General features: G+C 33.3%; 18 protein-coding genes. 7 read left to right on the top strand and 11 right to left on the bottom strand.

What is annotated here, in order from left to right; all coding sequences use genetic code 11:
* Positions 1 to 382 precede the first annotated feature (382 nt).
* Entirely contained in the window at positions 383 to 1,696 is a 1,314-nt protein-coding gene (locus tag HMPREF3247_RS03095; protein ID WP_001077716.1) for a YjiH family protein, read from the top strand.
* A gap of 126 nt (positions 1,697 to 1,822) precedes the next feature.
* On the opposite strand, the gene HMPREF3247_RS03090 is transcribed toward HMPREF3247_RS03095, so the two are convergent.
* Entirely contained in the window at positions 1,823 to 2,491 is a 669-nt protein-coding gene (locus tag HMPREF3247_RS03090) for an N-acetylmannosamine-6-phosphate 2-epimerase (protein ID WP_064129958.1), read from the bottom strand.
* Between the two features lie 139 nt (positions 2,492 to 2,630).
* On the opposite strand from HMPREF3247_RS03090, the gene HMPREF3247_RS03085 reads away from it, so the two are divergent.
* The gene (locus HMPREF3247_RS03085; protein ID WP_000667382.1) at positions 2,631 to 3,431 is read left to right on the top strand and encodes a pentose phosphate pathway transcriptional regulator RpiRA; all 801 of its coding nucleotides are present in this window, start codon (positions 2,631 to 2,633) and stop codon (positions 3,429 to 3,431) included.
* A 276-nt stretch (positions 3,432 to 3,707) separates the two neighbouring features.
* On the opposite strand, the gene HMPREF3247_RS03080 is transcribed toward HMPREF3247_RS03085, so the two are convergent.
* Positions 3,708 to 4,568 (bottom strand): ROK family protein, encoded by an 861-nt coding sequence (locus tag HMPREF3247_RS03080; RefSeq protein WP_000291439.1) that lies wholly within the window; start codon positions 4,566 to 4,568, stop codon positions 3,708 to 3,710.
* A gap of 157 nt (positions 4,569 to 4,725) precedes the next feature.
* On the opposite strand from HMPREF3247_RS03080, the gene HMPREF3247_RS03075 reads away from it, so the two are divergent.
* On the top strand, positions 4,726 to 5,607 hold the full coding sequence (locus HMPREF3247_RS03075; protein ID WP_001030741.1) for an N-acetylneuraminate lyase: 882 nt from the start codon (positions 4,726 to 4,728) through the stop codon (positions 5,605 to 5,607).
* Between the two features lie 39 nt (positions 5,608 to 5,646).
* Positions 5,647 to 7,179, top strand: a complete 1,533-nt coding sequence (locus tag HMPREF3247_RS03070) for a sodium:solute symporter family protein (RefSeq protein ID WP_000665749.1) — start codon at positions 5,647 to 5,649, stop codon at positions 7,177 to 7,179.
* 104 nt (positions 7,180 to 7,283) lie between these two features.
* Here HMPREF3247_RS03070 and HMPREF3247_RS03065 read toward each other — a convergent pair whose 3' ends face one another.
* From HMPREF3247_RS03065 to HMPREF3247_RS03050, 4 genes are all read right to left on the bottom strand, one after another.
* On the bottom strand, positions 7,284 to 8,504 hold the full coding sequence (locus HMPREF3247_RS03065; protein WP_001022968.1) for a NupC/NupG family nucleoside CNT transporter: 1,221 nt from the start codon (positions 8,502 to 8,504) through the stop codon (positions 7,284 to 7,286).
* A 10-nt stretch (positions 8,505 to 8,514) separates the two neighbouring features.
* Entirely contained in the window at positions 8,515 to 9,438 is a 924-nt protein-coding gene (locus tag HMPREF3247_RS03060; RefSeq protein ID WP_000002075.1) for a pseudouridine-5'-phosphate glycosidase, read from the bottom strand.
* On the bottom strand, positions 9,413 to 10,531 hold the full coding sequence (locus HMPREF3247_RS03055) for a carbohydrate kinase (protein ID WP_001283968.1): 1,119 nt from the start codon (positions 10,529 to 10,531) through the stop codon (positions 9,413 to 9,415). Before HMPREF3247_RS03055 ends, HMPREF3247_RS03060 begins: the two co-directional genes overlap by 26 nt.
* Positions 10,532 to 10,873: 342 nt before the next feature.
* Positions 10,874 to 11,863, bottom strand: coding sequence for a PTS sugar transporter subunit IIC (locus HMPREF3247_RS03050; protein ID WP_001822575.1), 990 nt, complete (start codon positions 11,861 to 11,863; stop codon positions 10,874 to 10,876).
* On the opposite strand from HMPREF3247_RS03050, the gene HMPREF3247_RS14910 reads away from it, so the two are divergent.
* Positions 11,814 to 11,954 (top strand): hypothetical protein, encoded by a 141-nt coding sequence (locus HMPREF3247_RS14910; RefSeq protein WP_011446983.1) that lies wholly within the window; start codon positions 11,814 to 11,816, stop codon positions 11,952 to 11,954. The genes HMPREF3247_RS03050 and HMPREF3247_RS14910 overlap by 50 nt on opposite strands.
* Positions 11,955 to 12,112: 158 nt before the next feature.
* On the opposite strand, the gene HMPREF3247_RS03045 is transcribed toward HMPREF3247_RS14910, so the two are convergent.
* From HMPREF3247_RS03045 to HMPREF3247_RS03030, 3 genes are all read right to left on the bottom strand, one after another.
* Complete coding sequence (locus HMPREF3247_RS03045) at positions 12,113 to 12,790, bottom strand: ABC transporter ATP-binding protein (protein ID WP_064129957.1); 678 nt, start codon at positions 12,788 to 12,790, stop codon at positions 12,113 to 12,115.
* A gap of 12 nt (positions 12,791 to 12,802) precedes the next feature.
* Entirely contained in the window at positions 12,803 to 13,852 is a 1,050-nt protein-coding gene (locus HMPREF3247_RS03040; protein WP_000477936.1) for an ABC transporter permease, read from the bottom strand.
* Positions 13,853 to 14,100: 248 nt separating this feature from the next.
* Complete coding sequence (locus HMPREF3247_RS03030; protein ID WP_001033886.1) at positions 14,101 to 14,991, bottom strand: 5'-nucleotidase, lipoprotein e(P4) family; 891 nt, start codon at positions 14,989 to 14,991, stop codon at positions 14,101 to 14,103.
* A gap of 583 nt (positions 14,992 to 15,574) precedes the next feature.
* Here HMPREF3247_RS03030 and brnQ point away from each other — a divergent pair.
* Together brnQ and HMPREF3247_RS03020 are read left to right on the top strand one after the other, a co-directional pair.
* The gene (gene brnQ / locus HMPREF3247_RS03025; protein WP_000745114.1) at positions 15,575 to 16,882 is read left to right on the top strand and encodes a branched-chain amino acid transport system II carrier protein BrnQ2; all 1,308 of its coding nucleotides are present in this window, start codon (positions 15,575 to 15,577) and stop codon (positions 16,880 to 16,882) included.
* 236 nt (positions 16,883 to 17,118) lie between these two features.
* Positions 17,119 to 17,943, top strand: coding sequence for a formate/nitrite transporter family protein (locus HMPREF3247_RS03020; protein ID WP_000659770.1), 825 nt, complete (start codon positions 17,119 to 17,121; stop codon positions 17,941 to 17,943).
* A 214-nt stretch (positions 17,944 to 18,157) separates the two neighbouring features.
* Here the strand turns inward: HMPREF3247_RS03020 and HMPREF3247_RS03015 are convergent, their stop codons facing one another.
* Both HMPREF3247_RS03015 and HMPREF3247_RS03010 read right to left on the bottom strand, forming a co-directional pair.
* Positions 18,158 to 18,556 carry a DUF4064 domain-containing protein gene (locus HMPREF3247_RS03015; protein WP_000415675.1) on the bottom strand — a complete coding sequence of 133 codons (399 nt, stop codon included), beginning with the start codon at positions 18,554 to 18,556 and terminating at the stop codon, positions 18,158 to 18,160.
* A 152-nt stretch (positions 18,557 to 18,708) separates the two neighbouring features.
* A complete protein-coding gene (locus tag HMPREF3247_RS03010) occupies positions 18,709 to 19,083 on the bottom strand; it encodes a DUF4467 domain-containing protein (RefSeq protein ID WP_000822160.1) in 375 nt (124 codons plus the stop codon).
* Between the last annotated feature and the right edge of the window lie 677 nt (positions 19,084 to 19,760).

Genomic DNA, 19,760 nt, shown 5'->3' with positions numbered 1-19,760 from the left:
TGAGAATGAAAAACAACTGCACCTTCAATATAACATGACATATATTATTTTTTGATTAAGACTACAAAATTAATAAAAATTTAATAATACGATATTAAATCGATACTAATCATTTACAAATATGTGTATTTCCAAATAATTTATAAACACTTTTAGTTGTGGTGTTGAATCAACACAACAACATTTAAGATAAATATTTTATTAAGTAATATAGTTTCAATCTATATATAATTAGTTAATTTGTATTGGTATAAAAATAATTCAAACTATACAATTATAGTAAGTTTTCAGATTTTTCTAAATTAAAATAATGATTCATCTCATTAAGGGGAAGATGCATCATACAGTTTTGTGTATTCATTTAAACAAAGGGGTTGCTTTAATGAATCAATATCATTCTAATGCACAACAACCAAGTGCATGGCGTTTTTTTGTCTATAGTTTAGTGGGCATACTATGTTTCTTTATTCCTTTTACGATTAATGGTAACAACACTATTTTCGTCGATCATGTTCATCTAGCCATTCGCTCAATCATAGGTCCACTTATGCCCTATGTTGCACTGATTATGATTTTAATTGGTACAGCGTTACCAATAGTGAGACGTACTTTTATGACTTCAATCACAAACTTGGTCATTACATTATTTAAAGTTGCAGGTGCAATGATCGGTATAATGTATGTATTTAAAATCGGTCCATCAATACTATTTAAAGCTAACTATGGTCCGTTTTTGTTTGAAAAATTAATGATGCCATTAAGTATCTTAATTCCAGTAGGTGCAATTGCGCTTTCTTTATTAGTGGGCTATGGCTTATTAGAATTTGTCGGTGTTTATATGGAGCCTATTATGAGACCTATTTTTAAAACACCAGGAAAATCCGCTGTCGATGCAGTGGCTTCGTTTGTCGGCAGTTATTCCTTAGGATTATTGATTACTAATCGTGTCTATAAGCAAGGGATGTACAACAAACAAGAAGCCACGATTATTGCGACTGGCTTTTCAACAGTTTCAGCAACTTTTATGATTATCGTTGCTAAAACTTTAGGATTAATGCCGCATTGGAATTTATACTTTTGGATAACTTTAGTCATCACATTTGTCGTGACTGCAATTACTGCATGGCTACCGCCAATCACCAATGAATCAACAGAATATTATAACGGACAAGAAGGAGAACAAGAAGTTGCTATTGAAGGAAGCAGACTGAAAACTGCATATGCAGAGGCGATGAAACAAAATGCATTAACACCATCTCTCGTGAAGAACGTTTGGGACAATTTGAAAGACGGTTTAGAAATGACTGTTGGTATTTTACCTTCTATATTATCGATTGGTTTTTTAGGACTGATTGTAGCGAACTATACACCATTCATTGATTGGCTTGGCTATATATTCTATCCATTTATTTATATTTTCCCAATTGCTGATCAGGCTGTACTTGCAAAAGCGTCAGCGATTTCTATTGTAGAAATGTTTCTACCATCTTTGTTAGTAACTAAAGCTGCAATGAGTACTAAATTTGTCGTCGGTGTAGTAAGCGTATCAGCCATTATCTTTTTCTCAGCATTAGTGCCATGTATACTAGCAACTGAAATTAAAATACCTGTCTGGAAACTCATCATCATTTGGTTTTTACGCGTGGCGTTGTCGCTATTAATCACCATCCCCGTCGCTTTACTTATTTTTGGATAAAGTTGAAAATAAAATCACTATCATAAACAAACAAAACGAGATGAACCCATTACATTCATTCAGCCACCTAAGATAATTAGGTGCCTTTAATTAATGATGGTCATCTCGTTTTTTTATCGTTATCATTTAATCTTCCATAATTTGAACAAAACGTTTCGTAATTTCTTTTGGTCGTGTTATCGCACCACCAACGACTGAACAATGAACGCCTAAGTCCATCACACGTTTATACATATCCGGTGTAATGACATTACCTTCCGCAATAACTTTTGCATCAACACTTTGTAGTACATCTTTTAAAAATTGGAAGTCATTTTGATAAAGTAATTGTCCTTGCGTATAACTAGTATAGCCATGTAACGTCGTGCCAATATAATCAAAGCCAAGTCGTGCGGCATTTTTAGCTTCTTCAACGGTCGCGATATCAGCCATGATTTCAACGTTCGGTGCATGTGTTCTAATATATGATACTAATTCGTCTAACGTTTCTTTCGGACGTTGCTGTAACGTTGCATCCAATGCAATGACTTCACATTGGCTTTCTATCAGTTCATCAACTTCTTTTGACGTTGCAGTAATGAAAACATCTGAGTGATCATAGTCACGTTTCACAATGCCAATAACTGGTAATTCTACCGTTTCTTTAATTGCTAAAATGTCTTCCTTAGTATTTGCGCGAATACCAACAGCACCACCTTCATACGCAGCTAATGCCATTTTCGACATAATAAAAGATGAATGCAATGGTTCATCTGGTAGTGCCTGACAAGATACTATTAATCCATGTGGTAACATTATTCCTCACTCCATAAGTCGTTTTTTCACGTAAAGTCATTTACAATATATCATTAAGATAATTTTTATCAATGCTTTTTACTATCTTGAAAATATTTTTCATATATAATAGTAATCATTAAGATGAAGGGGTGACACAATGAAATTTGAGAATCGTGTTCAACGTTATCAACATTTATTTACAAAAACTGATAAACGCATCGTCAATTATATAAGACAAAATGGTTATAGCGATGCCTTTTCAACGATTAACTCCTTAGCCCATGCGATTGGTACATCACCAGCAACGATGACACGCTTTAGTCATAAGCTGGATTATGAGAATTTCCAAGATTTAAAATTTAATATTCAACAAGAAATGACAGAGACAGTTATTGAAAATAGCCCAATCATTCAAAGAATTCATAAATATCATCAACAAATCATTCAACAAACTGGTGAATTTATTGATAACGACATTATCCAAACCTTTATCGACAAACTTCAATCAAGTCGGCATATACTCTTTGCTGGACTAGGTAGCTCTGGTTTATCAGCGACTGAATTTTATTATCGTATGATTCGTATGGGGCTAAAAGGTAATGTTACTACCGATTCACATTTAATGAAAATATCGGCATCCCTACTATCTCATTCGGACATGTTTATTGCTATGTCAAATAGTGGTAATACTTCGGAATTAATTTCAGCAGCGGAAGTCGCCAAATCTCATGGTGCATATGTCGTTGCCATCACAAATTTCGAAGGTAGTAAACTTACAGATTGTGCAGATTTAGTACTTTTAACAACGGATCAATCGCGTAATACCGACCATCAATTTATCAACACACAAATTGCGACACTCTTTTTAATCGATATCGTGAGTTATCATTTATTAGAAAATACGAATCTGAGTCAAACTTATCAACATACTAAATCTATTATCCTAGACAACAAATAACTAGTAGTATATTCAAATCCACCTGCAACTGTAGACAATCATCGTGATTGTCCTAACGAGTTGCTAGGTGCTTTTTTAATTTCAATACCAAATACTTTTTTACATTTTTGAGATCTATACGTTCAACCGTCTTCAATTTAATATGCCCGTGGCACACTGTTGGTTGATATAGTTTAGATTGGTCCTAGATAGAGTGTGATGTGTGGAACTAACAACAGCTCTCATCTCTCGTAACGGTTTCAAATTCTATTTTAGAATGACTCCTTCTTTCAACTATCATTGCAAACAGCCATATAATGCTGCATCATTTTTACTCTTAGTCGTTTGTATTGGTGCATAAACATAGTCTTTTGGTAAATAGTGTGCAACTTTCGGCTCGATATATTTAATGAGATTGTCTCCTTGTTCAGATATACCGCCACCAATTAATATAAGCCCTGGATCATACATGACTTGTATTTGGGCAATCCCTTCTGCTACATCTTCTGCCCACTCATTCAATATTTGTTTTGCAATATCATCACCTTCTTCAGCTGCTTCAAACAATACTGGCACATGTGTGCTTCTCGTAAATCCTCCGTCAATCATGCGCTTTTTCAATGCACTCGTTGCAGCACGTTGCTCAAACGTTGTATTTTCAGTTGGACGATACAATAAATACCCAACTTCATTTGCCTTATGAAGCTCACCATTATCAATATGACCTTGATTATTCTTGTACGCACCCCCAATGCCTGTACCAAGCGTCATACAAAAGATCCGTTCTGCTTGATATTGATGTAATTTCAATTCGCCTAGTAATGCAGCGTTTACATCATTTTTTACTTTGACATAAGGAGACAATGATTTTAATAATCGCTTAAAATTAGTACCTTTATAATTCGGAATGGTTGGCCCTGCGTATACAATTTCGCCTTTTTGTTCATCAACAACGCCTGCTGATGAAATACCTATGACAGGTTGGATCAACTGATATTGCTTCATATATCCTGTTACAATCTCATATACTTTGTCAGTAATAAGCTCACTTTTGTTGTCCGGCGTTGGTATTTGTTGATAGTCAAACATATTCAATTGCTTATCAATAACTGCCGATTTAATTTGAGTGCCTCCAATATCGATTGCGATGTAATACACCTTACTCACTCCATTTCTATTGATTTTGAAAAACATTTTCATTAATTATACATAAATATGACTACAATTTTCAAAAAGATATTGTTACATTTTATGATAGCGTTTACAATTATAGCTGTAAACTATATTATCAAATGATTTTTGGAGGGACTTCATAATGAACAAAGATTTAAAAGGTTTATATGCTGCGTTACTCGTTCCTTTTGATGAAAATGGTCAAGTAAATGAACAAGGACTCAAACAAATTGCTCAAAATGCCATTGAAACTGAAGAATTAGACGGTCTTTATGTAAATGGTAGCTCAGGCGAAAACTTTTTATTAAATACAGAGCAGAAGAAGCAAGTTTTCAAAGTTGCCAAAGAGGCAGTTGGGGATAAAGTGAAATTGATTGCTCAAGTAGGTTCGTTAGATTTAAATGAAGCCATTGAACTTGGGAAATATGCCACAGAACTCGGTTATGATGCACTTTCTGCCGTAACACCATTCTACTATCCATTTACTTTTGAAGAAATTAGAGATTACTATTTCGATATTATCGAAGCAACACAGAACAATATGATTATTTATGCAATACCAGATTTAACAGGTGTGAATATTTCTATTGAACAATTCAGCGAGCTATTTAATCACGAAAAAATTGTTGGTGTTAAATATACAGCGCCGAACTTCTTCCTACTCGAACGTATTAGAAAAGCATTCCCAGACAAATTAATCTTATCTGGCTTTGATGAAATGTTAGTTCAAGCTACGATTTCTGGCGTAGATGGTGCAATTGGTTCTACATATAACGTTAATGGTCGCCGTGCTAGAAAAATCTTCGACTTAGCACGACAAGGTCAAATTCAAGAAGCTTACCAACTACAACATGATTCGAACGACATCATCGAAACAGTGTTATCAACGGGGATTTATCCAACATTGAAAGAAATACTACGTCACCGTGGCATTGATGCAGGATTACCGAAAAGACCTTTCAAACCTTTTAACGAAGCACATCGACAAACATTAGATCAACTCATTGCAAAATACGATTTATAGACATCAAAGAATCAATACATTGTAAAGGGGATGTTTCCCATGAAAGAAGTTGGATTTGGCACACTAAACTGGGTTGCCGTTATCATTTATCTACTAGCTATGTTACTCATTGGCGTTTATTTTACCAAGCGCGCGAGTCAAAGTACGAATAGTTTCTTTACTGCAAGTGGTCGCTTGCCATCTTGGGTAGTTGGCTTTTCAATTTATGCTACTACATTAAGTGCAATTACGTTTATGTCGACACCAGAGAAAGCATTTTTAACAGATTGGTCATATATTGCAGGTAACATCGCTATCGTAGCAATTATTCCATTACTTATTTATTTCTATGTCCCTTTCTTTAAAAAGTTAAAGGTAACATCTGCATATGAATATTTAGAAGCTAGATTTGGCCCTAGCATACGTGTCATTGGCTCATTATTATTTGTCGTTTACCATTTAGGGCGTGTTGCAATCGTTATCTACTTACCAACATTAGCAATCACATCTGTATCAGACATGAACCCTTATATCGTTGCATCACTCGTTGGTTTACTATGTATTTTATATACATTTTTAGGTGGATTCGAAGGTGTGGTTTGGAGTGATTTCATTCAAGGCGTCATTTTATTAGGCGGCGCTTTAGTTATTATTATTCTAGGTGTTATGAACATTAAAGGCGGTTTTGGCACTGTCTTTGCAGATGCGATTGAGCACAAAAAATTAATTAGTGCAGATAATTGGAAGCTAAACACTGCGGCAGCTGCCATTCCAATTATTTTCCTAGGAAATATTTTCAACAACTTGTATCAATACACAGCGAGTCAAGACGTCGTGCAGCGTTATCAAGCTTCTGATAGTTTAAAAGAAACAAATAAATCGTTATGGACAAATGGTATCCTAGCTTTAATTTCAGCACCCTTATTTTATGGTATGGGTACAATGCTGTATTCATTTTATACACATGAAGCTGTTTTACCAAAAGGCTTCAATACATCATCTGTAGTGCCATATTTCATTTTGACTGAGATGCCACCATTTGTAGCAGGATTACTTATTGCAGCCATTTTCGCCGCTGCACAGTCTACCATTTCATCTAGTTTAAATTCTATATCTGCTTGTATTTCAATCGACATTAAGCAACGCTTCTTCGGAAAAGGTAGCGAGCGACACGAAGTTAACTTTGCTCGTTTGGTCATCATCATTGCAGGTATTTTCGGTTTTGGAATGTCACTATACTTAATTGCTTCTAATTCAAATGACTTATGGGATTTATTCTTGTTTGTGACTGGATTATTCGGCGTTCCATTGGCTGGTGTATTTGCAGTTGGTATTTTCACTAAACGTACGAATACATTCGGTGTTATTTGTGGATTAATATTGGGTATCATCTTTGCTTACGTCTATAATGATGTTGGCAAAGGTAACTCACCTTTCTATGTATCTACCATTTCATTTACAGTTGCTTTTGTCTTTGCTTATATACTTAGCTTCATTGTCCCTTCAAAACATAAAAAAGATATAACGGGATTAACAATTTTTGAAAAAGATAAACCATCAACATACATTTCAAAAACGGCTACGAAAAAGTAGATTGTTATGATAAAACCCCGTCACTAAGTTATGATGCGCTGTTGCGCCAACTTGGTGACGGGGTTTAGCTTTGCCATGAATTTAATTTAGATACTTCGATTAATTTACAATACTAAGCCAATAATTGATCCTGAAATGATTGAAGCTAGAGTTGAACCAAGTAGCAACCTCATTGCAAAGGATGCAACTTTTTCTCCTTGCTTATCACTAATTCCTTTAATTGAACCAACGATGATACCAACAGTACCGAAATTAGCAAAACTCACTAAGTAAACTGAGATAATACCTTGTGTTCTAGCTGATACGTCACCCAAAACATTTTTAAAATCTAGCATTGCTACAAACTCATTTGTAATTAATTTTGTAGCCATTAAAGAGCCAGCTGGAACAGCTTCACTCCAAGGAATCCCCATTAAGAATGCGATAGGTGCAAACAAATAACCAATTAACTGTTTAAAATTCAAACCAACACTACCAAAAATGATATTGATTGCTTCCATTAATGAAATAAACGCTAACAACATCACGGCTACTACAACAGCGATTTTAAACCCATCCATCGCACTATCACCAATCATTTGGAAAAAGGCAACTTTCTTAGGTTTTCCTGTTTTTCCATTCACTGATTTCGTTTCCGTTGATTTAGTTAAGTTATCAATTTCAACATCACTATCATCAGATTTATAGGGATTGATTACACTGGCGATGATAAGCGCACTAAAAATATTTAACATTACAGCTGTAACTACGAACTTGGGCTCAATCATCTGCATATATGAACCCAACATTGCCATACTAACAGCACTCATACCAGACGTCGCAATTGTATATAATTTCGCTCTAGATAATCTTGGAATAATATCTTTTATTGTTAAATATACTTCTGGTTGTCCAAACATTGCTGTTGAAATAGCAAAGTAACTTTCTAAGCGCCCCATTCTCGTTATTTTATTAATAGCGATACCTACATATTTGATAATAAATGGTAATACCTTAATATAATTAAAAATGCCTATTAATACAGAAATGAACACTAATGGCAGTAACACATTTAAAAAGAACGTAAAGCCATTTTTATTTTGTATATCTCCAAAAACAAAGTTTATACCTGCTTTACTAACATTTATTAACCCTTCAAAAAATGAGCCTAATGCAGTTAAGATTGTTAAACCAATCGTTGTGTTCATCATAAATAACACAATCAACACTTGAATAAATATCATTATTAACGTCTTTTTGAAGTCTATGTTTTTACGATCAAAACTGAATAAAAACGCAACAAATAGTGCAAATGCTATCCCTGTGATAGCGAATAAAATATTCATGTATCATCACCTACAATAATTTATTAACAGCGACAGCAATTTTAGCACCCAACGCCGCATTGTTTTCAACAAGTTTTATATTTGCTGCTAAACTTTTACCATTCGTTTTTTCTACAATTTTCCCTAACAAGAACGGTGTGGCGTCCTTACCTTTAATACCTTGATTTTCCGCTTCAACAACAGCTTCATTTATGATTGCCTCAATATATGCTTTTGATAAGGCATGCTCATATGGAATTGGATTAGCAACAACAATGCCACCTTCAAGATTTAACTGCTGTTTTGTTAAATGAATGTCAGCAAGTCGTTCTGGCGTTTCAACCGAACTTGTTAACTTAACACCGCTTTCGCGAGTGAAGAATGCTGGCAATTCATTCGTTTGATATCCAATAACTGGAACGCCTTTTGTTTCTAAATACTCCATCGTCTTAGGTAAGTCTAAAATTGATTTGGCACCTGCACAGATAACAGTGACATTTGTTTTAGACAGTTCTTCTAAGTCTGCTGAAATGTCCATCGTATGTTCTGCACCTTTATGGACGCCCCCAATACCTCCTGTAACAAAAAATTGAATACCAGCCATTGCAGCACATATCATCGTCGTCGCTACAGTAGTAGCACCAACACACTTCATCGCAACAACTTCTGCTAAATCCCTTCTAGATACTTTAGCAACGTCTTTACTAGTTGCCATTATTTCTAAATCTTCGCTTTCTAAACCAATTTTAATTTTGCCATCTATAATGGCTATGGTTGCTGGAATGGCACCATTATTCCTGATAATTTGCTCTACTGTTGTTGCCATTTCAACATTTTGTGGGTACGGCATACCATGCGAAATAATTGTTGATTCTAATGCTACAATCGGTTGATTGTTCTCCCGTGCTTGCTGAACTTCTCGAGAATACTCAATATACTTTTGTAAATTTGCCATTTTTATAATCCTCCATATCGTGATAAAGTTGCTGTTGATCTAGGTTTTGCCTAACTGTATATTTCGTTTCTATCGTTTTCTTTGCGTTAACCATACCAGCAATTAATATATCTTCAGTAGACATCCCATTTAACCAGCTATATACTACTGCAGCACAGAATGAATCGCCTGCACCTGTAACATCTTTCACACTATTTGATGGCATAACTGACTTGATGATTTCTTCCTCACCACTTCGATAAATGAGTTCTTTCACGCCATTTGTCACAATAACATTTTTAACACCTAAATCATTCCAGCGTTTAGCAGCTATTTTTAAATCATCAGTAGATTCTATTTTTAAATTTAAGTATGTTTCTGTTTCATCTTTATTCGTGATAATCCAATCAATAGCATGTAATGAATCAGGCATATTTTTCATTTTTGGGGAAGAAACCGTGGTGATAACTAATTTGATTTGATGTTTCGTGGTATAGGCACATAAGAAGTTTAATGCCTCTTTGCCTAAATTCAAATCGACAATAATGCACTTAGCCTTTTTCAATAAGTGTGAACGCTTAATTAAAAATTCAGGCGTAATGTAGTCAAACACTTCCATATCTGCTAAGCCATATGTCATGTCGCCTTCTTTACTAATTAAAGCTGTATATGAACCTGTACTCGCATTTTCAAATTGTTGAACATGATCCAAATTCATAAATGGTGTGGACAATCGTTTAATCATTTCCCATTCACTATCTTGTCCACTAGCAGATAAAAAAGCGACCGTTTCGCCAAGCCTACCTAAGTTCTCAGCAATATTTCTTGCTACGCCACCAATAGAGCGTGTTGACGTTACAGGATTTGATGTTTCTGCAACTAAATCTTTATGCACATAAAACTTACGATCTACATTCGCTGCGCCAATACAAACAATAGGATAATCTTCATTTAAAACATATGCCTTTCCCATAACATATTCCTTTTGTATTAATCCTGAAATAATGTTTGCTACGCTGGGTCTAGATAATCCAATTGCCTCAGCAAGTTCACGTTGTGAAATAAACGGATTATCTTTAATTCTTTTTAAAATTTCTTTCTCAGAATCGCTCATAACATCCCTCCTCATATTGACTTAAAATACTTGAATCAGTGAATTTACAAAAATATCGTAGCATGCTGTTATTTCTGTTGTAAACGCTTACATTTGCCGTTATATCAATGATATTTGTTTATAAAATACGCATAATTTCGTAAAAAGTAAGTTCATTCCATCGTGTAAAAGGTACTTGAGAAAATGATAAATGTTTATACAGTATGATATTTGTCGACAATAAATTATGACATTTTTATGTCTTATATTTTTCTATAAAAAAACGTGACTCATTATCGATTTTTTCATCGACTGAATCACGTTACTATGTTTTATTTGTTTTTACTATTCAATATGATGATGCTATGCGTCAACTGCACCTCGATTAATCATGTCTTGCTTAGTAACAATTGGATATTTTTTAAATACGATTGAACCAAGATAACCTGCAAGCGCACCTACAATCGCCATTACTACACCATAAATTACAATAGTCATTGGATGATTAAATCCAAACATTACTAAAAATCCTGCAATCGGTGTAGCTGTACCTGTCGCATCGTTAATTAAACCTGACATAGCAATAATTAAACCAGCAATCGCACCACCAAAGAAATTTGTAATATAGATTGGAATTGGATTGGCTGATACAATATCTGCTTGTGATAAAGGTTCAATACTTACTGCAATCGTAGACTTACGATCACCTAATTTTAAGCGATGGAATAGCGTCCCATTCATAAATGCCGAACTAAATGCTGCCATGGCACCAATAGCCATAGGTACACCCGTTAAACCTAATAATGCTGTCAATGCCATTGAACTCAATGGCGCTGTGCCGACAACCGTGATAATACCACCTAAAATGATACCCATGATAATTGGATTCGTATTCGTACTACTTTGGATAATATCACCAATTCGAATCAATGTACTATTCACTACTGGCGTTAATAATACTGCAATAAGACGAGCTAATGGTGCTAAGATGACAATCGATCCAATTAAGTCGACACCATCCGGCACATATTTCTCTGTATATTTCATCACATATCCAATCATATAACCCGCAAAGAAACCTGGTAATAAATCCATACCACCGCACGCGGCTGCTATAACTAATGCATATACTGGTGACACACCGATAGCTAATGCTGTTAATCCAGCGGCAGCGACACCACCTAGACCTCCCGCAGCGTCTCCTAGCTCTTCTAAAAATTTAATACCGAATACTTCGCCACCAACATATTTATTAAATGCTTCTACTAAAAATGTTGCGATTGCTGCATTAGCTAATGCTCCCATGGCACGCATACCATTAGGCGCTTTATATGTAAATAATGTAAAAATCACTAAGACCAAAAATAAAAATAAAGTACCTATCAATAAATCCATAACCATTGACCCCCATTACGATAATTTTATATTCAATCCCCATATTTAAATATTGAATACTTAGAGGCCATTTTACTACAAAAAATATTATATTTCACGGAATATTTCTAATTTCCGATAATAATTATTATTAATTGAATGTGAAAGTTTATTCAAATAATACATAAACATAAAAATACCGGCACATGATGTACCGGCTTAATAAAACTATTCTACTGTTTCATTTTCAAAATTAAGGACGCCATCTTTCATATGATATGAACGATCACAATATGCTTTAAGTCGTTCATCATGTGTAACAATAATACATGCTTTCTTTCTTTTTTTGGCTTGATCACGTAGAATTTTAATAACTTCAATCGCATTTTCAGTATCTAACGCCGCGGTAGGTTCATCCGCTAAAATAATCGACGGATTCGTATACAACGCTTTGGCTATCGCCACACGTTGTTTCTGACCACCTGAAATTTCTGAAGGTAACTTATTAAGCAATGATGTTAGACCTAATTGTGACATAAGTTGCTGATAGTCTTCATTAGACATAACATTCTTATTTTTCTTTTTCAATAATGTAAATTGTTGCTTTACCGTTAAAAATGGTACAAGGTTTGTAGCTTGTAAAATAAAACCTATTTCAGACATTCTAACTTTTGCCAATGCTTTTTGCTTCATTGTCGTAATATCTTGGTTATTGATTAAAATGTGCCCAGATGTCGGTGTTTGTAAAGCACCTGCCATAGTTAGAAATGTACTTTTACCAGAGCCAGAAGGTCCAACCAATGCTATAATATCACCTTTATTTATCTCAAAATTTGTATCTTTAACCGCTTCAATGTTACGATTCCCATCTTTAAATGACTTTGTTACATTTTCAAATTTCAACATTTGCTACACCTCCTACCCGATCGCCTTTAACGGATCTATTTTTCTAATTGTTAAAATGGAGAATAAACTTCCTAATACAGAGACAATCATTAACACAATTGCAAATACGAGCAATGTTAGTACATCGAATTTGACAGGTACTGCATCAGGTAAAAATGCACCTGTAACGCCTGTTAACAGTAAGCCAAATGCCGTACCAAATAATGCTAATATGAGCGTCTGCGAAATAACTACGTTCGCTAAATAGCCATTCGTAAATCCTTGAGCCTTTAATATGCCAAATAAACTTGTTTTTTGTAATGTCATGACATATAAGAAAATGCCTATAACTGTAGCTGAAATGACAAATAAGAATGAAATCATAAAGTTTAATGTTAAGTTCTGTGGTTTATAACCTGGTAAATTTTCAATAAAGTCATTAATACTTACCGCTTCAAGCTCTTGGTTTAATTTTTTGTCTTTCCAATTTGTATCACGTACAACAACTGCATTAATTTTATCTCCAGTCAATCTAGGATTGATCTTGGCAATGGTAGCGTCATTCGTGAAAATGACTGGTGACGCATTATATTTTGCACTTTCTGTAAAACCTACGATATGCAATTTTTCATCTGATTGAGATAGTGATAATGTGTCGCCAATTTTAAATCCTTTATTTTTAAGTGTTTCATCAGCTAACACTTCATTATCTTTAGTCGCTTTATGCCCTTCTATTAAACTCGGAACTAAAAGTGATGACTTTTCAACACCGAACACTAAAACATTGTCTTTTTGATGACCATTAGAAACTATTTCTCCTGTTTGCTTCAATGTAGCTTGTTTCTTGTATTTATTTTCAATATCTTTCTTGTTAAAAACAGATTGTTGCACAGTTTGATTGGCATCTTTATTTAGAACAATGGCATCTGCTTGCCACTTATCAATGCCTTCTTTATTCATATTGATAAGACCATTCGCCAATCCAGATAATAAAAATAGCAAGTAACTAATCATCGTTAACACACCAATAATTAGTCCAAACTTCAATTTGTTGCGCCGTATTTCATTCCAAGCTAAAAACATGCATTTCTCTCCCTACTACTATGATTTAAACATTGTTTATATTCTTAGATGCACGTACGTCGTGTTGCGCTCTGTAATGTTATACATACACTTATCCTTCATTATACCCGAACTTTTTATATTAAAAGCAAATTTATGGAAAATGCAATTAATTGTCTATTATTTTTGTACGGTACATTTAAAATTAAGGATCAATTTAAAAACGCCTACATATACCTTTAAGTACATGTAGACGTCCAATTCATATATTATTTAACTTCGCCTGTTTTAGGATCGAATTGCTTAATAGCATTTTTACGTAATTTATCTTTTGCTTTGTCACTTGCTTTATAGTTATTGTTGTAAATCGTAGCTTCCCAACTACCATACATTGGGTTAGGGAAAATGATATATTTCTTACCGAAATCGTCTTTATGTTTTTCAATTAATGCTTCACGAGATTCAGCTGTAGCTTCTTTTGGATCTGTAAAGTCTAATAAATTATCTCCAAATAGCATGACAAGTTTATGATCCTTTTGAACTATTTGTCTGCGTGATTCTTTACTCTTATCATCTTTACCTTTTAGTAAAATATGACTCTTCTTAGCTTGAGGGATACCTTGTTGTTTTAAGTTCTTTTGTGTTGCCTTTAAATCTTTTTCTTTATCTCTATCAGAAATATAGTAGATATCGACACCTTTTTTGTCAGCATATTTCAAGAATTCTTTTGCGCCATAGACAGGTTTAGCTTTAGCAGCTTGTACCCATTCATGCCAACCTTCTGGGAAAGATTTATTATGTATTGATGCATAGCCTTGATATGGAGAATTATCTAAAACTGTTTCATCTAAATCCAAAGCAATAGCTAACTTATGTTTACCCTTATTCTTTTTAATCTCTTTATCTAGTTGAACTTTCGCACTGTTATAACCTTGTAAATATAATGCTTTTGCTTCAGCTGAATTTTGATACCAAGCCACTGCCATAATATTTTGATTACCAAGATTCACCTTTTGTGATGCTGGTATAGAAGCTTGTTGCGTTTGTTGAACTTCAGCAGAACTTTTGGCAAACGCTGTAGAATTTGTCGTTTGTGGCGCTGAAACTGTAACCGCTACCGATAATGATGCTATTGCAATATACTTTGAAATTTTATTCATCTTATCACCTCATGATTAATATTTAAAATACAGTTAAAATTATAAATGCATTTATTTAATATTGCTATACTATGAAAAGATATTTAATATTATTTCTTGAAAAGCTAACAAATATGTGAACATTTCATATAAGCATGATTTAATGGGAGACCTATCACATGAGAGAGATTTGTGATTTATCACGTAATAAACTTAAATTCATTTGAGTGACTAGGCCTTCCTATCAGACATATTCACTCATCCACGTATCATTATGTGTACAGTGTGCTATCTCTTATTTACCTATTGGAACAACTATAAACTCATCCATAGTTTACCTTTTATAAATAGCAGTCCTCACTCATACAATTTCTCATAAAAATCACAACGCTCCAACGTATTTCCAACTTATTTTCACTTATTTTAATTCATAAAAACGACACTTTAATTGTCATTATCCAATAATAGCAAGACGTTATTATTGCAATCTTTTTTATAAAATAATAGAATCATAGTATTGTCATTTAAAGATAAAGTAAGAACGTTTTTATTTTTCAGATTTTTTAAATTATTATGAATATCTAGTTTTAGGAAGGAAATTACATTGAAAAAACAAGTTATTATTTCGGGCCTCATGTTATTTTCACTATTTTTTGGAGCCGGAAATTTAATATTCCCGCCCATGCTTGGCCATACAGCGGGTCAAAATATGTGGATTGGTATGCTAGGCTTTGCTCTTACAGGCATATTACTCCCCTTTATTACTGTTATTGTTGTTGCATTTTATGATGAAGGTGTTGAAAGTGTAGGCAATCGTATACATCCATGGTTCGGGTTTATTTTTGCTGTCGTGATTTACATGTCTATCGGAGCATTTTACGGTATTCCACGTGCTGCAAATGTCGCGTACGAAATTGGTACAAGACACATTTTACCTGTGCACAACCAATGGACTTTAATTATATTCGCAGCAGTCTTTTTTGCCATCGTTTACTGGATTAGTTTAAATCCATCGAAAATCGTTGATAATTTAGGTAAATTATTAACACCATTATTACTATTAATGGTCGCTCTATTAAGTATTGCTGTCATTTTCAACCCTGAATCTGCACTAAGTGCACCTAAGGATAAATATATAACACATCCTTTCATTTCAGGAAGTTTGGAAGGCTATTTTACAATGGATCTTGTTGCTGCGTTAGCTTTTTCCGTAGTCATTGTCAATGGCTATAAGTTTAAAGGCCTCACAGATCGCATGAAAATTTTAAAATATGTCTGCTTTTCAGGTCTTATTGCAGCCATATTACTTGGAATGATTTACTTTGCACTTGCATACGTTGGGGCATCAACAGCTCCAGGAAACTTTAAAGATGGTACAGATATATTGACGTACAACTCATTACGAGTATTTGGTTCATTTGGCAACATAGTATTTGGTATGACAGTGATACTTGCATGTTTAACAACATGTATAGGACTCGTCAATGCTTGCGCCACATTTACTAAGAAACACGTACCTAAGTTTTCTTATAAAATATTTGCACTTATTTTCTCTATCATAGGGTTCTTATTTACAACACTTGGTTTAGAAATGATTTTAAAAATTGCTGTCCCATTATTGACATTAATATATCCCGTGTCTATTGCACTTGTACTGATATCATTTGCTAACATGTTTAGCACATTCAGATTCAGTTGGGCCTATCGACTCGCAACTGTTATTACATTGATTATTTCAATTTTACAAATACTAAATAGTTTTAACTTATTACACGGTGTTATTTTGAAATCGTTTATGATGTTACCTTTAGCAGATATCGATTTAGCTTGGCTTGTACCATTCATGCTCTTTGCTATTATCGGTTTCATAATCGATGTATTTATACGCCGTCCGAAACAAGCTACAACTTAATAAATGCGCACTACCTAGTAATGATTGACCCATCGTTACTAGGCTTTTTGTATGAAAATCTGTATTTATTCATTGATACTAACTGACGATTAATTATTTTAAAATAAATGATTTGTTAAAAAATCCTAGCTGTTATTCAAAAATATTAGTTTTTAAAATTAATTTTGTGAAATTATTCACAAATAAGACGATTCATAGTATACTCTGATTAACAAATGAAAAGTGAGGATGTCATTGTGAAGGAGAAACATATTAAATGGGATAAAATATTTTATGGGGACGACTGGGTAAATAACGTAGTCGAAACAATAAGAACAAAAGATATATTACAAAGCGTTTATTTAAAACGTTATTTATTACGCGCGATGATGGCAGGATTTATTATCGGTATTATTACGGTCTTCGTGCTATCAGTTAAAGCAACACACGAACCAGATTTACCACCAGGTATAGTGAATATGGCCAGCGCCATTACATTCAGCTTTGCGTTAGTACTCATTTTATTTACAAACTCCGAACTACTAACCAGTAACTTCATGTACTTTACTGTAGGCCTGTATTATAAAGTAATTAAACCGACTAGAGTATTGAAAATATTTTTATTGTGCTTTGCAGGAAATATTTTAGGTGCTGCCATTTTATTTAGTTTCATGCGTTTTTCAAATGTAATGACGCCAGATATGTTAAATCAGTTATCAGCAGTTATAGAGCATAAAACGTTGTCTACTGGTTTTGTAAGTATATTAATGAAAGCGATATTCGCCAATTTCTTTATCAATATTTCATTAGTTATTGCCATGCAAATTGACGATGTACTCGCAAAAATGTTTGTCATGATGTTCGGTGTTACCATATTCGCCTTTATGGGTTATGAACACGTCGTTTACAACAGTTGCTTATTTATGGGTGGTTTAATTTATCAAGTTGATACATTGCACTTCATACCAGCTATTTCGAATATCGCTGCGGCTTTTATCGGTAACTATATTGGAGGCGGACTCATTATAGGTTTATTCTATGCTTACTTGAATGATCATCATCAATTTTATAAAAATAATTAACTATATTTGAACAATGCGTTAGTCGATGCCTTTAATATTTAGAAGTGCATTGTCTAACGTATTTTTTTAAGTTCGTCAATGGTTTTTGTCCGATGCTATGAGCATTATCAAATACAAAATGCTCTCTTAAAAGCAGTTATTGACTGAAAATCTACTTCTAAGAGAGCACTTTATTTAATCGGTTAAGAAATCTTGAAATTTCAATATACGATGTTTATGATAAGTCGCTTATTTCATCTTTAGGCTTGTTATTAGTAAGTAGTTTAATACCACTGATTAACCATAAAGCAAATGTAATTATGTTACCACTTATTACAGCTCCAATAATCAACAATATACCACTCATTTTTTTGTTTTTAGATGCTTTAAACATACCGATTGCACCTAAAATAATTGAAATGATTCCAAATATGAATAGGGATAAGAATAATACAGTGAAAATTGCTGCTGCTGTTTCTGCATCAACTGGGTCAACCTCACCATTAACTGTTGTTGACACATCTGTAGTCATTACACCTGATGCTGCTAAAACCATCAATAGTAAACTAAATACCGTTGCTAAACCCTGAACAACAATTCCTATTATTGTCATTATTTTGATCGATTTTTCCATTGTCTTACTCCTTTATTATTATTATTTACAAACTTGCGTTTGTGTTCTTATATATAAATGTTTAAATTTATATCGTGTTTATTTTAAAAATTATTGTCGCTAAAGCTCATTTACTTTTTGAAACTGGTTAAAAGTTTTAAAGAAAGCCTACGTTAATCTTTTTCCACTTCTACATTTTCATCTTCATAATCTGCTTTATGGTCTTTCATATACTTAATTGGGTCTATTTCTCTATTGATCTCTGCCTTACCATCTTTTATTTCATATGCGAAATAATACATTTTTTCACGATCTTTATACAATTGAATACCAATAATAATGACTTTACCATCTTTATAAACATGTGTATTACTGTCTTCTTGTTTAATGTCTGTTTTAATAGTGTTTTGTACTTTCGAGGCAATTTTATTCATTTGATTCTGTTCTTTGTACACTTTATCAATATCTTTTTGATACTTTTCACCTTTATTAGAACAACCTGCCAATATAATTGCTAACATTAAAAATACTACCAATATTCTTTTCATCATTTTTCTCCTTAGATGGCTGTCATTTTCCACACACTACAATACTGATAATATGCTTTATCATTGTGATGTTTGAACAATGTTTTGCCAATTGTTATCAACTTAAAATTCGTTTAAATGTTTGACGCAAGATTTTGATTAATTATGATATTAAAGTCTTCTTAATATAAACATCTATTTCAGTGTTAATTTACAACTATCTACTGAAAATTATGTCATCATAATAAATTATGCAATAACTATTTGATACCTTTACATTGCTATGTATCTCTAAAAATTGCCTCCTATATATTTATTCAATTCCCAAATATTTAACTATTTATAATTATAGTAAAAAACATTTTAATAGTATATACTTTTCTCATATTTTTTTGATATAAGTTTTAAAAAATAAGTCGATGTGCATCAACTTTATAAAATACACTACAATAACCTTTTCAATTAATGGCAATTTTAAATTTATATCGTGATTTATTAATTAGTTAAACTCATTTATACATATGATGTATGGATACCGAGAAGCTAATAGACTTTTTAAGTTGCAAATAATCTTATCGTTTACCTTCTTCTTTGAATCAAATGTAAAATTGCACAGCCTTCTATAACATGTCTGCTACTCTTGCTCTTTAATACACTTCTCTACTTCTTTAACTTTATTAATTTCATATTCCGTTTCT

The organism is Staphylococcus sp. HMSC36A10 (genome assembly GCF_001838845.1).
In the GTDB taxonomy this organism is placed as follows: Bacteria; Bacillota; Bacilli; order Staphylococcales; family Staphylococcaceae; genus Staphylococcus; species Staphylococcus aureus.
The sequence above is the reverse complement of the archived record's forward strand: the minus strand, read 5'-3'. Positions and strand labels throughout refer to the sequence as shown.

Excerpts from the sequence above, each read along its gene's own strand:
- HMPREF3247_RS03095 (WP_001077716.1), top strand. The coding sequence starts at position 383 with ATGAATCAATATCATTCTAATGCACAACAACCAAGTGCATGGCGTTTT.
- HMPREF3247_RS03090 (WP_064129958.1), bottom strand. The coding sequence starts at position 2,491 with ATGTTACCACATGGATTAATAGTATCTTGTCAGGCACTACCAGATGAA.
- HMPREF3247_RS03085 (WP_000667382.1), top strand. The coding sequence starts at position 2,631 with ATGAAATTTGAGAATCGTGTTCAACGTTATCAACATTTATTTACAAAA.
- HMPREF3247_RS03075 (WP_001030741.1), top strand. The coding sequence starts at position 4,726 with ATGAACAAAGATTTAAAAGGTTTATATGCTGCGTTACTCGTTCCTTTT.
- HMPREF3247_RS03070 (WP_000665749.1), top strand. The coding sequence starts at position 5,647 with ATGAAAGAAGTTGGATTTGGCACACTAAACTGGGTTGCCGTTATCATT.
- HMPREF3247_RS03065 (WP_001022968.1), bottom strand. The coding sequence starts at position 8,504 with ATGAATATTTTATTCGCTATCACAGGGATAGCATTTGCACTATTTGTT.
- HMPREF3247_RS03060 (WP_000002075.1), bottom strand. The coding sequence starts at position 9,438 with ATGGCAAATTTACAAAAGTATATTGAGTATTCTCGAGAAGTTCAGCAA.
- HMPREF3247_RS03055 (WP_001283968.1), bottom strand. The coding sequence starts at position 10,531 with ATGAGCGATTCTGAGAAAGAAATTTTAAAAAGAATTAAAGATAATCCG.
- HMPREF3247_RS14910 (WP_011446983.1), top strand. The coding sequence starts at position 11,814 with ATGGCACGCATACCATTAGGCGCTTTATATGTAAATAATGTAAAAATC.
- HMPREF3247_RS03045 (WP_064129957.1), bottom strand. The coding sequence starts at position 12,790 with ATGTTGAAATTTGAAAATGTAACAAAGTCATTTAAAGATGGGAATCGT.
- HMPREF3247_RS03040 (WP_000477936.1), bottom strand. The coding sequence starts at position 13,852 with ATGTTTTTAGCTTGGAATGAAATACGGCGCAACAAATTGAAGTTTGGA.
- HMPREF3247_RS03030 (WP_001033886.1), bottom strand. The coding sequence starts at position 14,991 with ATGAATAAAATTTCAAAGTATATTGCAATAGCATCATTATCGGTAGCG.
- HMPREF3247_RS03015 (WP_000415675.1), bottom strand. The coding sequence starts at position 18,556 with ATGGAAAAATCGATCAAAATAATGACAATAATAGGAATTGTTGTTCAG.
- HMPREF3247_RS03010 (WP_000822160.1), bottom strand. The coding sequence starts at position 19,083 with ATGAAAAGAATATTGGTAGTATTTTTAATGTTAGCAATTATATTGGCA.